The organism is Microcoleus sp. K4-B3 (assembly GCF_036704615.1).
Lineage (GTDB): Bacteria > Cyanobacteriota > Cyanobacteriia > Cyanobacteriales > Microcoleaceae > Microcoleus.
In genome coordinates this window covers 43,311-57,228 of sequence record NZ_JAUBSF010000005.1, presented here as the reverse complement: position 1 = coordinate 57,228, position 13,918 = coordinate 43,311, and the positions used below count along the sequence as shown (strand labels likewise).

At 45.7% G+C, this 13,918-nt stretch carries 13 protein-coding genes and 1 pseudogene; 9 read left to right on the top strand and 5 right to left on the bottom strand.

The genetic code is table 11. From position 1 onward, the window contains the following. Positions 1 to 605 precede the first annotated feature (605 nt). On the top strand, positions 606 to 1,655 hold the full coding sequence (locus QUA78_RS04395; RefSeq protein ID WP_333299835.1) for a Fe(3+) ABC transporter substrate-binding protein: 1,050 nt from the start codon (positions 606 to 608) through the stop codon (positions 1,653 to 1,655). Between the two features lie 65 nt (positions 1,656 to 1,720). Here the strand turns inward: QUA78_RS04395 and QUA78_RS04390 are convergent, their stop codons facing one another. Both QUA78_RS04390 and QUA78_RS04385 read right to left on the bottom strand, forming a co-directional pair. Next, positions 1,721 to 2,242 carry a pentapeptide repeat-containing protein gene (locus QUA78_RS04390; RefSeq protein ID WP_333299834.1) on the bottom strand — a complete coding sequence of 174 codons (522 nt, stop codon included), beginning with the start codon at positions 2,240 to 2,242 and terminating at the stop codon, positions 1,721 to 1,723. Between the two features lie 36 nt (positions 2,243 to 2,278). Beyond that, positions 2,279 to 4,000, bottom strand: coding sequence for an iron ABC transporter permease (locus tag QUA78_RS04385; protein ID WP_333299833.1), 1,722 nt, complete (start codon positions 3,998 to 4,000; stop codon positions 2,279 to 2,281). A 126-nt stretch (positions 4,001 to 4,126) separates the two neighbouring features. Between QUA78_RS04385 and QUA78_RS04380 the strand changes: the two genes are divergently transcribed. Then, positions 4,127 to 5,215 carry an ABC transporter ATP-binding protein gene (locus tag QUA78_RS04380; protein ID WP_333398603.1) on the top strand — a complete coding sequence of 363 codons (1,089 nt, stop codon included), beginning with the start codon at positions 4,127 to 4,129 and terminating at the stop codon, positions 5,213 to 5,215. 254 nt (positions 5,216 to 5,469) lie between these two features. On the opposite strand, the pseudogene QUA78_RS04375 reads toward QUA78_RS04380, so the two are convergent. After that, positions 5,470 to 5,577 (bottom strand): annotated as a pseudogene (locus tag QUA78_RS04375) (Uma2 family endonuclease); the annotation flags it as partial. A 148-nt stretch (positions 5,578 to 5,725) separates the two neighbouring features. After that, positions 5,726 to 6,496, bottom strand: a complete 771-nt coding sequence (locus QUA78_RS04370; RefSeq protein WP_333306525.1) for a TerC family protein — start codon at positions 6,494 to 6,496, stop codon at positions 5,726 to 5,728. A 424-nt stretch (positions 6,497 to 6,920) separates the two neighbouring features. Between QUA78_RS04370 and psaM the strand changes: the two genes are divergently transcribed. The 4 genes from psaM to QUA78_RS04350 all read left to right on the top strand — a co-directional run bounded on the left by psaM (position 6,921) and on the right by QUA78_RS04350 (position 8,901). Further along, positions 6,921 to 7,016 carry a photosystem I reaction center subunit XII gene (gene psaM / locus QUA78_RS04365; RefSeq protein WP_006633247.1) on the top strand — a complete coding sequence of 32 codons (96 nt, stop codon included), beginning with the start codon at positions 6,921 to 6,923 and terminating at the stop codon, positions 7,014 to 7,016. Positions 7,017 to 7,865: 849 nt separating this feature from the next. Further along, positions 7,866 to 8,078 carry a hypothetical protein gene (locus tag QUA78_RS04360; RefSeq protein ID WP_333306527.1) on the top strand — a complete coding sequence of 71 codons (213 nt, stop codon included), beginning with the start codon at positions 7,866 to 7,868 and terminating at the stop codon, positions 8,076 to 8,078. A 10-nt stretch (positions 8,079 to 8,088) separates the two neighbouring features. Next, positions 8,089 to 8,238 carry a hypothetical protein gene (locus tag QUA78_RS04355; RefSeq protein WP_333306528.1) on the top strand — a complete coding sequence of 50 codons (150 nt, stop codon included), beginning with the start codon at positions 8,089 to 8,091 and terminating at the stop codon, positions 8,236 to 8,238. 246 nt (positions 8,239 to 8,484) lie between these two features. Further along, a complete protein-coding gene (locus QUA78_RS04350) occupies positions 8,485 to 8,901 on the top strand; it encodes a slr1601 family putative cell division protein (RefSeq protein WP_172190424.1) in 417 nt (138 codons plus the stop codon). Positions 8,902 to 9,114: 213 nt separating this feature from the next. On the opposite strand, the gene ctpA is transcribed toward QUA78_RS04350, so the two are convergent. Next, the gene (gene ctpA, locus QUA78_RS04345; protein ID WP_333306530.1) at positions 9,115 to 10,350 is read right to left on the bottom strand and encodes a carboxyl-terminal processing protease CtpA; all 1,236 of its coding nucleotides are present in this window, start codon (positions 10,348 to 10,350) and stop codon (positions 9,115 to 9,117) included. A 588-nt stretch (positions 10,351 to 10,938) separates the two neighbouring features. On the opposite strand from ctpA, the gene petB reads away from it, so the two are divergent. The 3 genes from petB (at position 10,939) to QUA78_RS04330 (ending at position 13,683) form a co-directional block, all read left to right on the top strand. Next, complete coding sequence (gene petB / locus QUA78_RS04340) at positions 10,939 to 11,607, top strand: cytochrome b6 (RefSeq protein WP_333136441.1); 669 nt, start codon at positions 10,939 to 10,941, stop codon at positions 11,605 to 11,607. A gap of 182 nt (positions 11,608 to 11,789) precedes the next feature. After that, the gene (petD, locus tag QUA78_RS04335) at positions 11,790 to 12,272 is read left to right on the top strand and encodes a cytochrome b6-f complex subunit IV (protein ID WP_333398602.1); all 483 of its coding nucleotides are present in this window, start codon (positions 11,790 to 11,792) and stop codon (positions 12,270 to 12,272) included. 514 nt (positions 12,273 to 12,786) lie between these two features. Then, positions 12,787 to 13,683, top strand: a complete 897-nt coding sequence (locus QUA78_RS04330; protein ID WP_333301506.1) for a helix-turn-helix transcriptional regulator — start codon at positions 12,787 to 12,789, stop codon at positions 13,681 to 13,683. The last annotated feature ends 235 nt before the right edge of the window (positions 13,684 to 13,918 follow it).

Sequence of the window (13,918 nt, the reverse complement as noted above, 5' to 3'; positions counted from 1 at the left end):
ACAAGTCGATCTAATCAGTAAACGGGCGATCGAGCGCAGAGTAAAAATAGTCATCATTATATAAGATGATTTACCTAAGTTAGTTTAGCGCTGACCTTCCCACTCCGGCACAAACCAGATTATTTAGAGAATCCCCAAACAAACTTTGTACTCAGGCTAGAGACTTTTTATCTGTTGGCAATAAGCTAGTGAATGCAGTTCTTTGTTGTCTGGCCGGGCTTGTAATTGAGCCGTCAGGGGCGACGAACCGGGCGATCGAAAAACGGAGACACGCAATTGAACTCCCCATTCTGCTCATGGTAATACCAACATCATTACAAACAACCGTTGTGCTACCTAGTCAGCAAAAATCTGTGTCATTAATACATTCCAAGACGCATCAATACCTTCACAAGCGAATTTTTTACCGAATCTGCTGGCTACAACACAGTCTTTTGGTCAAAAAACCCGGTTTCTGATCACCCGGGCGTCAGCCCTAAAATCGTTACGAACTCGATCGGCAAATAAGAATTACTTGCATTAATATAGTAGAGCATTGACTGTAGATGGCTGTGGATGCACCATCATGTCAATTAACAGATAAAAAAATCTATCATTATAGAGCAATGAGCATTTCTCGGCGTATTTTTCTTGCCAGCGGTACAGCAATGGCTGTCGTGGCACTGGGGGAACTAAGCAAAACAGCCCCAGTCACAGCCCAAACGGGCACCCTCAACCTTTATTCAGCACGTCACTACGACACTGATAATCAGTTGTACCAAAGCTTCACGAAAAAAACTGGGATCAAAGTTAACCTCGTTGAGGCGGAGGCTGACCAACTAATTGAACGGATTAAAAGTGAAGGTGCAAATAGCCCTGCTGATGTTTTCATCACCGTTGATGGTGGGCGTTTGTGGCGGGCGAAACAAGCAGGTATCCTGCAACCTGTTTCTTCAGCAGTCCTGACATCGGCAATTCCAGCGAGTTTGCGAGATCCTCAAGGTTTCTGGTTTGGTCTATCGCGCAGGGCACGGGTGATTGTTTATAACAAAAGCAAGGTGAACCCTGCCCAATTGTCAACCTATGAAGCGCTGACAGAACCTCGGTGGAAAGGTAAAATTTTAGTGAGATCGTCCACTAATATCTATAATCAGTCTCTTGTTGGAGCCATGTTAGCGACTCATGGGGCTCAAAAAACAGAAGCTTGGGCGCGAGGATTGGTGGCTAATTTTGCACGTCCTCCAGAAGGAAACGATACGGCGCAAATCAAGGCTGTTGCTGATGGGGTAGGCGATATTGCGCTTGTTAATACCTATTATGTAGCCCGCTTAATGAAATCGAAAGATCCAGCAGAACAAGCGATCGCGGCGAAGGTAGGTGTATTTTTTCCCAACCAGCGCGATCGCGGTACCCACGTCAATATTTGTGGTGCCGGTGTAGTCAAAACCTCCCGTAACAAAGCAGGCGCGACCAAATTCTTGGAACACCTAGCCAGTCGCGAAGCGCAACAAATTTTTGCTAGGGGTAATTACGAATACCCTGTGATTTCAGGTGTGGCGATCGATCCTGTAGTTGCCAGTTTTGGTACATTCAAATCTGACCCTCTTAACCCTGATGTGTTTGGGAAAAATAACCCCGAAGCTTTAAAGATTGCCGATCGCGCAGGATGGAAATAAAGGCTTTTTGAACAAGAAGCTACTCTTTGTGATTCGGCGGTTTCAACCGCCGAATCCAATCAACTTTAATTTTTAATTTTACCATCCGGCATTATTGCCCCTTTCAGGTTTGCCCCTTTCAGGTTTGCCCCTGTCAAATCAGCACTATTTAAGTCAGTTTCACTTAAATCGGCATTACTAAGATTGGCATTATTCAGTTTTGCCCCTCGCAAAAAAGCCCCTTTCAGATTTGCATTACTCAAATCAGCCTTTGTGAGATCGGCAGCAAATAAACCTGCTTTTTCCAGAGAAGCACCTTTTAAATTTGCACCTTTGAGATTGACGCTATCGAGTAAGGCTTCATTAAGTTTGACATTTTCTAGAACGGCACCTTCCAACTTAGCACCATTGAGATTAGCGCTTGTTAAATCAATGTTGCTTAACTTAGCGCCAGTCAGGTCGCATTCTGGACATTGCTTCGTTTTTTGTAATGTTTCGAGGGGGCTTGCAACCTGTTTTTGGCATCCAAACGTGACCAAAATAGTAAGTAGTAAGAAAGAGATTGTGCCAGTAGTGCGGGTAAACATTGCTAAGTTTTTATTAATCATCTTGAATTTCAAAGGAATAATGTCAACTGTTAACTGTTAACTGTTAACTGTTAACTCTGTTGAAGACTTGCGCGATCGCGCAATTTTCCAACTTAATAAAATAACCGGTAACATCCCCACTAAAACAATTGCCAATGCAGGGCCAGAAGCTTCAGCCAAGCGCTCATCTGAGGCAAGTTGATAAGTTCGCACAGCCAAGGTATCAAAGTTAAAAGGTCTAATAATTATAGTAGCAGGTAACTCTTTCATTACATCAACGAATACTAACATCATGGCAGTTAGTAAACCTCCCGTCATCATTGGTGTATGAACTGTAACTAAAGTTTGCATCGGAGTATAACCCAAACTTCTCGCCGCATCATCTAAATTAGGCTTAATTTTGCTCAAACTGGACTCCACAGCATTTAAAGAAACAGCTAGGAAGCGAACTATATAAGCAAATACCAAAGCTGCGATCGTACCGCTTAACAACAAGCCTGTAGAAATCCCCAAGTTTTCACGCATCCAACTATCAAATAGATTGTCAATTTTACCAATGGGAACCATAATCCCCACTGCAATCACAGAACCAGGTACAGCATAGCCCATTGCCGCAATTCTAGTTCCTAACTGCACTCCTAAATTAGGATATAACCGTAAGCCATAAGCCATAATTAAGGCAATAACTACGGCTAAAATTGCTGTCAGTGTTGCCAAAATTAAACTATGACGGGCAAATATCCAAAAGCGTTCATCTAAGGTTACTTGCCAATTCGCTAATGTCAACTTGACTAAAAGACCTGCTGGCAATAAAAAACCGAATAATAGCGGAATCAAACAAGCAATTACCGCTAAAATCTCCCGAATTCCTTTAAGTTGATAAGTTTGCAGTTGGCGATAGCGACTGCTAGCTTGATAATATTTAGTGCGACTCCGCGACCAGCGTTCTAGCAAGATTAAACCCAGAACAAATAATAATAGCAGGGCAGCTAATTGATTTGCTGCAATTCGTTCTCCCATGCCAAACCAAGTCCGATAAATACCTGTGGTGAATGTATCAACTCCAAAATACTGAACAGTGCCATAATCGTTGAGAGTTTCCATCAAAGCCAGTGCTAAACCTGCAACAATTGCGGGTCTTGCCATTGGTAAGGCAACTGTAATAAAACTCCGCCAAGGGCTACAGCCCAGTATTCTACTAGCTTCAATGGTACAAGTTGATTGCTCCAAAAACGCAACTCTTGTTAATAGGTAGACGTAGGGATATAAAACTAAGATTAGCATTAAGATTGCTCCCGGGAGCGATCGCACGTTAGGAAACCAATAGTCTCCATAACTCCAGCCAAAAATATAACGCAAAGCAGTTTGAACTGGGCCGGAAAATTCTAAAAAATCTGTATAAGTATAAGCTAATACATAAGCTGGGGCCGCTAAGGGTAACAGTAATGCCCATTCAAATAAGCGACTGGCCCGAAAGCGACACATTGTTACTAGCCAGGCACATCCTACGCCGATCGCGACAACACCACAGCCGACACCGATCGTTAACAATAAAGAGTTGACAATATAACGGGTTAAAACTGTATCAGTTAAATGTTGCCATGTATCTTTAGCTTCAAAAAAGATACTGGATAAGACACTAAGAACTGGTATGGCGATCGGCAATGCTAAAGCGATAATTGCCACAGTCCACCCACTAGCGGATAGACCGCGTAAGGTCGATCGCCATTCGATTGTCCTGATTGCTGTTTGCTGTAGTGATTGTTGGGAATTTTTCATCGCTAGTAAAATGTCTAGCTAGCTAGCTTATCAGTAGGTGTAAACATTTGTCAAGTCTTTATGACAATTTATCTCACTAAAGTGGTTTATTGTAGAATAGTAAGTTGTTGATTATTTATAGCAATAATGGCTCGACGTATAATTCTGCATTTAGATGGTGTAACAAAACATTATTCCCAAGCAGCATCACCTGCGGTGGCATCTGTCACCCTGACATTACATCAAGGAGATATACTGGCGTTGTTGGGGCCATCGGGTTGTGGAAAAACAACGTTGCTGCGGTTAATTGCTGGTTTTGAACAGCTACAAGCAGGGACGATCGCTCTAGCAGGAAAAACTGTAGCGAGTGTTAATATGTCAGTGCCGCCGGAACAGCGAGACATTGGTATGGTGTTTCAAGACTATGCACTCTTCCCCCATTTGACAGTCGCGAAAAATGTAGCTTTTGGCTTGACGCATCAAGGAAAAGAGTCAAAGCATAATATTCAGAAAGGTGTCACCGAAGCATTAGCGCTGGTGGGATTAGAAGGATTAGAAAACCGTTATCCCCATGAATTATCCGGGGGTCAGCAACAGCGAGTAGCCCTGGCCCGTGCTTTAGCCCCTAGACCTGCGATTATTTTACTAGATGAACCGTTGAGTAATTTAGATGTACAAGTACGGTTAAGATTGCGTCAAGAAGTCCGCGAGATTCTCAAAGCAACGGGAACCTCTGGTGTATTTGTCACCCACGATCGCGAAGAAGCACTTTCGATTTCAGATTGGGTAGCGGTGATGCGTCAAGGTCAAGTAGAACAGTTTGGCACTCCAGAGGAAGTTTATCAAGAACCAGCATCTCGATTTGTGGCTGAGTTTGTGACGCAAGCTAATTTTGTGTCTGCATCGCTGAAGCAGGATTTTTGGGAAACAGAAGTAGGTTGTTTTGCTGTTAAACGAGATTCATGTTCACAAGTTCCCTGTGATGTTTCTACTCAAGGAGAATTGATGATCCGGCAGGAAGACTTGAGTTTATACTTAGATGAAGATTCGGCTGTTGTGATTTGCGATCGCCAATTTTTAGGCAGAGAAAATCGTTATTGTTTAAAGACTCCTTCGGGCGAAAAGTTATATGCACTCACAACCACAGGAAATGTTTTTCCCATTGGTTCTAAAGTTCGGTTATCTTGTGGTGAGAATTCTCCCTTAGCTTTCTTTGTCGGTAAGCCTAAGCCATAGCTAATGGCTAATTCCTAATTGGGAAAAAATCCTCCCCCTCTTCCCATTTCTCAGTCTCCCCCTCTTCCTTCTTCCTTCTTCCTTATTTAACAGGACTTACGCAGACACACTATATGTAGGGTGCCGAAAAATTGCGATCGCCTGCAACTCCTTCCCATCGATCGCCCTCTTTCCCTCTCCTCAAAAAATACAGCCACCACCAAGGCTCAAATCAGATCCGGATCGATCGCCTGCGATCGCCAATATGCCGCCAACCCCCTCAGCAACCAATTCCCCTCGCTATCCCACCAGTCTAACCATTGCTGAGTCTGATTTTGATAACTGCCTGCCCATAGGCCCAATTGTACTCCTATAAGTTCGATCGGCTAGTGAAGGAAACGATATTACAAAATAAAAGCCTTTCATCCCGGTGACTTTAGTCCGGGGATGAAAGGCTTTTGCACATTTTAACCTGCCTTCAATCTTGTTGGTTTGACAGATTTAAGCTACTTTTATTCAGATGAAACTATGTTAAATTTCAGACTTCTGTCCTTGCGATTCCGGCACTGCAATTTCTGAATCCGGCTGATTGAGAGCAATTTCTAGAGATTTTGCCATCTCGACTGACTCCGGAGTGCGCTTAGAAAATCCCCACACAAACATCAAGACGATACTGGAAACTAGCAGCCATTGCGGAGGAACTAAATCCGGATTAATTACTTTCACCAACAACCGCATTCCCACGAACCCAACTGTGATGTAACCAGCACTTTCTAGGTGAACGAACTCATCCAGCCAGCGGATGAACAATCCGGCCATGAATCGCAGGGCAATAATTCCAATAGTAGCGCCGGTTACGACGATAAAAGTGTTGTCAGAAACAGCGATCGCAGTAGTAACACTATCCAATGAAAACGCTAAATCCGTAAAAGCAATCATGGGAATTGCTTGCCACACAGACGCAAATCTGGGCCCGTGATGTTCTCCTTCGGAGTCTGTCTCTGAAGTGAAATGTTGGAAAACAAGCCACAGCAGGTAGAGTGCACCAAGCAGTTCAAACTGCCAGTATTGGATCACCCAAGTAGCCGTTAAAATGAGGGCGATCCGCAGTACAAAAGCAATTATCAAACCAACGTTGAGAGCCTTTTGCTGTTGCTTGGCATCTTCCAAACCTTTAGAAATAGACGCCAGGGCGATCGCGTTATCAGCCGAAAGTACAGCCTCCAAAGCCACCAAAACCAACAATAATAAAAAGCCATCAACTCCAAAATTGGGCGAAGCTTCGAGAAATTTATCTACCATTAACTATTTTGTGCACCTAAGATTGGCAAGGGTCGAGCGCAGCGCAAATTACCCGCTCTGTCTAAAATTAGTGTCACCTTCACTTAAATCTTAACCTAATGCGGTAATTCTGCACTACTCCGATCGTCGGAACGAAGAAAGTTGGGCAACTGATTCGTTTGCTTCGGATGTAACGGATGTAACGGATGTAACCGATGGATGTTGAGGTAAGAGGGCACAAAGAAGAGGGAAGAAGCAGGATTTTTCCCACTCTCCCACTCTCCCACTTTCCCCATCTCCGACACCCCCACACCCCCACTCTCCACTCTCCCACTCCTCCCCGAACCCACCAAATTTATTTCAAGTTGTAACAAATGATTCCCAAAAGCGCCAATTTGTCTGAAATTGGTGAAAGCTCGTGCCCGCGAAAAGGAGTTTTCCCAATATGTCTTTAACAGATACCCAAGTCTACGTAGCGCTCGTAATTGCTTTGATTCCCGGAATCATGGCTTTCCGGCTCGCAACTGAACTGTACAAGTAGTTTCCAGGCACCAGCCGCGAACCGCTCGATCGCCTGCCCTAGTAGTTAACTCTCTGGCATTACAGACAATTGCTGCCTCAGTGGAGTAAATTGTCTGTTGTCAGCAAGACGAGACTGCAAGGGCAGGCATTTTTATTGGGAAATTCTGTCCTCAGGCGTCACCTCGCACCCCAGAATGCCCCCGCCACAGCGCAAGCTTGTTGCTAATAGAGGAATGGGTGACGAAGCAGGAGTCCCACCCCGCTCGTCGATTTTGAGCTGAGTGAGAACAGACTATCGGTAGGCGACCACTCACTAATTAAGTCTATCATTGGGACGATTAATGGCATATTTGACAACTCCCCATGCCTCCCATAGGAAGGGATTCATAAGACCATAATTAAGTCTTGCAGGTGATGACAAATCACCTCTAGACGCTCAAAAACCACTACCATTACGATTCGTATTGCAATTGCGCTTACTTTTATCTTGTTTTGCTTTCCGAGTCCATCACAACGCCTCTATTGGTAAGCTGCGGGTCCACCATTGCTTGTTTGCCCAGGCTTATGTCGTGCCGATCCGACATAAATCAGGGGTTGCTCCTTAATAAAACACTTCAACGCTACGCTTGGTTATTCTTACTCGCCGATTAGTTCTAGCATATTGACTGCCGTTGAAACTGCAACCGCATTCCTCCCATGTCGGTAGCCCTGGGCTTCCCGCTCGTTCTTCGGCGATCGAATATATGGTATAGATCTCTTGCAAAAGTCATTCTGAAAAGTTGAGTTCGTAGTTATCGAGGCCCGCAATCAGGTTGAAGTTTAAGCCAAATCGGCAGACTTGTTACAAGCATTCGCAAACTATGTTGAAATGCCTCTGCGTTCATCTGCGGTTTCCCTCTTGCATCAAAGATTGATGCAATCTTGTCTCATCATTCAGCAAGCATTGGCGAGTAATGCGATTGTCGCCATTGAGGATTTGACCGAAATCCGAGAGCGGACTAATCAGATGTCCCGCACCAAAACAGAACGCAGACGTTCTAATAGTTGGGCGTTCTATCAGTTGCGACAATTCCTTGATTAGAAAGCTATTGATGCTAGGCTTGAAGTTCGCTATCAATCCCCGCTACACGAGTCAAACCTGCGATCGATGCCTGCACATCTATCCGGCTGGCGTGAATCCTATCGGATCGGAAAAAGCTTTAAATGCGGACATTGTGGCTGGCATGGCGATGCTGATTTGAATGGTGCGAAGATGATTAAATTATTTGGGTCGTCTGTAAACCGACTTGAAGGCAACAAGCTATTCTTTAGCTTGAGGGCTGTTGAAAGCCCCCGCTAACGGCTAACCGCGGTTAGCGGTGGGTAGTTTACTCAGTCTCAAAAATCTTGGCTGTCAGCACCCTGACAAACCGGGGGGGTGTGCGTTAAGCTCAGAATTTTCTGTTTTCAGCTCTAAAACCTCAGTCTCAGGTATTTGAAAAAAAATTATGCAAGCGATTCAACCCACCGTTACTCCACTGCGACCTGTAAAAAACTCCCCTCGGGTTGCTCCTCGTCGCAGCAGCAGCCGCCAGCGTTCCTACCCTCACCAAACGCTCGGCGCCGAAACAGGAGTCAAGTTAGCAGTCAACATCGTACTTTCAGTCTGTGCCGCTTCTGCTTTGATTCAGCTTTGGCCTCACTACCGGGCCGTGCAAGAAAAATTGCACGAAATCCAAGCTGAAGTCAATCTTACCCAAGGGCGAGTCGATCGATCGCGATCCGAGTTTAACCGCTACTTTGACCCCAGTCTTGCTAAAACTGTGATGCAAGAGCAAAGCAATCAAGCTGACCCCCAGCAGCGTCCGGTGATTTTGCAGGAACCCGAGGTACTCGAAGCCGAGGAATCAACCCCGCAACCTTAAGGGAAGGGAAGTTTTGGGTTTTGATATCGCGTCCGATAGGATCATTCTTGTATGTCATTGCTTCGTACAGCGAACAATGACAGATGAATCTGTCGGACGTGATATGACTTTTGAGTTAAAGAGTTTTGAGGATCGTTCTTGTCTGTCATTGCGACCGAAACTCAGACCTGTGTATTGACGCCCTGCTGCAAGCTCAAAACTTCAAACTCCGGCTTATACTGACTTGGCCAGCACGGTTGTTTCTTTCAGTAGTTGCAGTGCAGCTTGATATTGCAAGTCTGCTGCGGTGCCGATTTGATCGCGCGCAATGGGTTCCAAAGGCACTACCCGATCGGGCGAAATCCCCAGTTTGTTAATATCGGTGTGGTTCGGCGTCTCGTACTTAGCAACAGTCACGGCCAACCCGGAACCGTCAGACAAATCAAACAGGGACTGAATCAGCCCTTTGCCAAAAGTCTTTTCTCCGACCAGTTGAGCTCTGCCGTTATCTTGCAGCGCACCAGCCAAAATTTCGCTAGCACTGGCAGTTCCCTTGTTCACCAAAACAATCAGCGGATCGCCTGTCAAGGCCTGTCCTGAGGCTTCAAAACTGCCGAGAATGCCTTGTCGGTTAACCGTGTAGACGATCGTCCCGGAATCGAGCCACAAGCGGGCAATTTCAATCCCTGCTTGCAACAGTCCGCCCGGGTTGTTTCGCAGGTCGAGAATGTAGGCGGCGGCTCCTTGTTTTTCCAAGCGGTCGATCGCGCGGGCCACTTCCTCAGTGGCGTTAGCGCTGAATTGACTGAGGCGAATGTAGCCTACCGGTAAATTGTCCGGCGACTGCAATTCGGCGTAAACCGGATTCAGAGCAATGCGATCGCGCACTAGCTTAATTTCCTCAGCAGCGTCCCTTCCCTCGCGCCCCAAGGTCAAGGTAACGGGAGTGCCGATGCGGCCGCGCATTCGAGTTGCGGCTTCGTCTAGGCTCAATTCTGAGGTAGGAGTGCCATCAATTTTCAGAATCCGATCGAGGGGTTGGATGCCGGCTTTATCCGCCGGTGAGCCGGCCAAAGGAGCCACCACTGTCAGGGTATTTGTCTGGGGGTCGATCGCAATTTGCAGCCCAACTCCCGTCAATTCTCCCGAAGTGTTGACCTGCAAACTGCGGTACTGTTCGGGTTTCAGCAGTCGGGTGAAGGGGTCGTCGAGATTCGCCAGCATCCCCTGGATGGCCGTGTAAGTCTGCTGTCTGTCGTTGAGCGGTTGCTTGACAGCTTTTTCGCGAATCGACCACCAGTTTTTAGAGTTGAATTTGTCATCCACATAAGAGCGATTGACAATTCGCCAAGCTTCGCTCAAAAGCTGCTGTTCTGGAGTTAGGGCCGCCGCAGGCCCGGCCCACGGGCCTAGAACCAGGGCGACTTGGAGGAAAAGTAAAATAGCAATCTGGAAAACTCGTCTGTGCATGATTTTTCTGTAAAAGATAGGCAAGTATTGCATCTCCTGTATTTTAAGTTTGTAGGCTTTTAAGCTTTTGCGCATTTAACTATCCCCAAGGCATTCGGCATTAGTCAAACCTCCGCCGCCAACAAAAAATTAGTTAAATGTAACATTTAATCGCAAAATTAGTGAAGTTTTATCATTAATATTAAAATTAGCGCCCCAGCGACCCGCTGGTCGGCTCGGACTTTGATCCTCCGCTCGGCTCTTGGCTGTATGCCAGCTTGGGGCGGATGTTGAGCTTGCAGAAAATGGTATTTGAGACTCGGCAAAAGCATCGCTCGCGTGAAATTTGCACAGCAATTATGTTACATTTTTTATCACAGTCTGGAATTCGATCGGGCAACGCCAGCGAGTAGGGACAAGCGACCGCTTAGTTTCCCAAGGCTTTCCGGCGATCGCACAATAGAGTTCCTTTCGTCAGCTCCAAATTAAAAAAATAGCCTCAGGCATTTGCTAGTAAAAGCAAGCTGCTCGGCGCGGGGCGACAAAAAACCTTGTGGCTGCTGCCCTGAACCTCAACCACAGCAATATTCTTTTAGGAATTCTGGCTCCATGTTTTCTAAACAAATCACCGACTCAAAAACCTACCAGTGGTTTGAGGAACGCCTGGAAATTCAGGCGCTCGCCGATGACATCACTACGAAGTACGTACCCCCGCACGTCAATATTTTCTACTGCTTGGGCGGAATTACTTTAGTTTGCTTTCTGATCCAGTTTGCTACCGGCTTCGCCATGACTTTCTATTACCGTCCCACGGTAGCAGAAGCTTTTTCTTCAGTGCAATACCTGATGAATGAAGTCAACTTCGGCTGGCTGATCCGCTCCATCCACCGCTGGTCTGCCAGCATGATGGTACTGATGATGATTTTGCACATCTTCCGGGTGTACCTGACCGGCGGCTTCAAAAAGCCCCGCGAGTTAACCTGGGTGACAGGAGTAATCTTGGCAGTCATCACTGTTTCTTTCGGCGTGACCGGCTATTCGCTGCCTTGGGATCAAATCGGTTACTGGGCGGTTAAAATCGTTTCCGGTGTCCCCGAAGCCATCCCGTTTGTCGGCTCTTTGATGGTTGAACTGCTGCGCGGCGGTGTCAGCGTGGGTCAAGGCACTTTGACTCGCTACTACAGCTTGCACACTTTTGTGTTGCCTTGGCTGATTGTAGTGTTCATGCTGGCTCACTTCTTGATGATTCGCAAGCAAGGTATCTCTGGCCCGTTGTAAGTTTTGAGTTGTGGGGGCGGTATTTTTTTGCCCCCCGCTGAATCTTGAGTTGAAAATTCAGAATTCATCACTCATGATATTTATTTACGGTCAATACTTCCTGCGATCGCACCGCTGATTCAGACTAACGAATACAGCGGAATCCCAGGCCCGGCTAAAACTAAAAGGAGAACACTCTTACTATGTCTATTCTCAAAAAACCAGATTTGAGCGATCCAGACCTCCGCGCTAAGCTCGCTAAGGGCATGGGTCACAACTATTACGGCGAACCAGCTTGGCCTAATGACTTGCTCTACGTTTTTCCTATAGTAATTATGGGAACGATTTCTCTGTGCGTGGGCTTGGCTGTGCTCGACCCGGCTTTGGTTGGAGAACCTGCTAATCCTTTTGCTACTCCGCTGGAAATTCTGCCGGAATGGTATTTGTGGCCTGTGTTCCAACTCCTGCGCGTTTTGCCTAACAAATTGTTGGGTATTGCTTGCATGGCTGCTGTTCCAATTGGCTTGATTTTGATTCCGTTCATCGAGAATGTTAACAAGTTTCAAAATCCGTTCCGCCGCCCTGTTGCTACTACTGTTTTCCTGTTGGGAACTGCGGTAACTCTGTGGTTGGGTATTGGTGCTATTTTCCCGATCGACAAATCTTTTACACTGGGTCTTTTCTAAGATTTAAGTTTGCTTGATTTTGACGCCCGTGGCTTTCCCGTAAAGTGCTTTTGTACTGGTGGGAAACTTTAGCGGGCGTCATTTTATTTTTGATTTTAGATTTTAGATTTTAGATTGGGGATTGGGGATTTTAGAATTGGGGATTTTAGAATTGGGGATTTTAGAATTGGGGATTTTACATTGATCGTTCTAAAAGTTAATAATTATCAGTAATTAATTGTAAGCTGAGGCGCATCTAAATTTGACAGTCAAGTTCGAGCAAATTCTTGTGGGGTGGGCGTCCCGCCCGCCCAAAAATACAATTTAGATGCGTAGCAGCTTAGGCGCAACGGCTGGTATGAAAGTGTCGATTATCGATCGACCCTACACCGCCCTAGGGTCAAATTCCATTAATTTTTATTGCGAAATTTTGACAAACAGACCGAGAATATGTAGCGTAAGGTCTGGGTATTCTTTGTATAACTGGAAGAACTTCAGACCTATAGAATAATAGCAACTGTCCCAGGTGCAAGCTATGTCCCCAGAGAAAGCATTAGTTCTTGATTTTGCCCAGACAGACGCGATGAAATCGATTCTCCCCCATCCCGCAATCCTGTCGAGTCACGGGGCAAACTGGGAGGGAATTCATGTCGAATATCACCATCAGCCGCCAAGCGAATCCCCCGAACACTGTCTGCAACAGCACAGCATTGGCATAATACTCTCTTCAACTATCGGGGGAGCCAAACTGAACGGGAAACACTACGGTAGCGAACCCTGCCAGAGTGGACAGATTTTTATCGCTGCTGCTGGTACTGATTACCACCCCTATGCAGTCGAAGACCATGAATTTATTGCGATCGCTCTTGAACCTACCGACTTCGACAATACAGTTTGCGAATCGACAAATTCCAATCAGATTGAAATTATACCGCACTGGCAAATCCGCGATCCGTTGATTATGGGAATTGCTTGGGCCCTCAAAACCGAACTCGCATCAGGTGGATTAAACGGTACTCTTTATGTCGATGCACTGAAAAACGCGCTTTCACTTCATATACTGCACCGCTATTGTGCACAAAAAACCAAGATGCGAGATTTTGAAGGCGGTTTTGACCCTCACAAATTACAAAGAGTTATTAATTACATTAATGATTACATACACAGAGATTTGCACTTAACTGAACTTGCTAATTTAGTGCAGATGAGTCCTTATTATTTCGGTCGTTTGTTTAAACAATCAATTGGAGTTACGCCCCATCAGTACGTGATTCAGTGCCGGATTGAAAAAGCCAAACAGTTGTTGAAAAGGCAAGATTTATCAATAACCTATATCTCGCAGCAAGTCGGGTTTCACGACCAAAGTCACTTTAGTAAAACTTTCTGCAAACTTGTCGGTTTGACTCCTAAGAAATATCGCGATCGACTTTAATATTAGCAAAAGTACACAACGCCGTGTTTGTCCCTACATATAATATTTATTATCCATTTGTAGGGACACGGTAATGCCGTTTTCTTGACAATCTCGTGTTCCGCAACCACAGGACACAACGCCGTGTTGTGTCCCTACATATAATATTTATTATCCCATTTGTAGGGACACGGCAGTGCCGTGTCCTTAACAAGGCTATGTCCTTTTGTATGAGATATTATACCGAACCCGCAGG

Bases quoted from the DNA above. Each gene is read 5' to 3' on its own strand.
- petB (WP_333136441.1), top strand. From the start codon at position 10,939: ATGTTTTCTAAACAAATCACCGACTCAAAAACCTACCAGTGGTTTGAG.
- psaM (WP_006633247.1), top strand. From the start codon at position 6,921: ATGTCTTTAACAGATACCCAAGTCTACGTAGCGCTCGTAATTGCTTTG.
- QUA78_RS04355 (WP_333306528.1), top strand. From the start codon at position 8,089: ATGCTAGGCTTGAAGTTCGCTATCAATCCCCGCTACACGAGTCAAACC.
- QUA78_RS04330 (WP_333301506.1), top strand. From the start codon at position 12,787: ATGTCCCCAGAGAAAGCATTAGTTCTTGATTTTGCCCAGACAGACGCG.
- QUA78_RS04380 (WP_333398603.1), top strand. From the start codon at position 4,127: ATGGCTCGACGTATAATTCTGCATTTAGATGGTGTAACAAAACATTAT.
- QUA78_RS04390 (WP_333299834.1), bottom strand. From the start codon at position 2,242: ATGATTAATAAAAACTTAGCAATGTTTACCCGCACTACTGGCACAATC.
- QUA78_RS04385 (WP_333299833.1), bottom strand. From the start codon at position 4,000: ATGAAAAATTCCCAACAATCACTACAGCAAACAGCAATCAGGACAATC.
- QUA78_RS04350 (WP_172190424.1), top strand. From the start codon at position 8,485: ATGCAAGCGATTCAACCCACCGTTACTCCACTGCGACCTGTAAAAAAC.
- petD (WP_333398602.1), top strand. From the start codon at position 11,790: ATGTCTATTCTCAAAAAACCAGATTTGAGCGATCCAGACCTCCGCGCT.
- QUA78_RS04360 (WP_333306527.1), top strand. From the start codon at position 7,866: ATGCCTCTGCGTTCATCTGCGGTTTCCCTCTTGCATCAAAGATTGATG.
- QUA78_RS04370 (WP_333306525.1), bottom strand. From the start codon at position 6,496: ATGGTAGATAAATTTCTCGAAGCTTCGCCCAATTTTGGAGTTGATGGC.
- QUA78_RS04395 (WP_333299835.1), top strand. From the start codon at position 606: ATGAGCATTTCTCGGCGTATTTTTCTTGCCAGCGGTACAGCAATGGCT.
- ctpA (WP_333306530.1), bottom strand. From the start codon at position 10,350: ATGCACAGACGAGTTTTCCAGATTGCTATTTTACTTTTCCTCCAAGTC.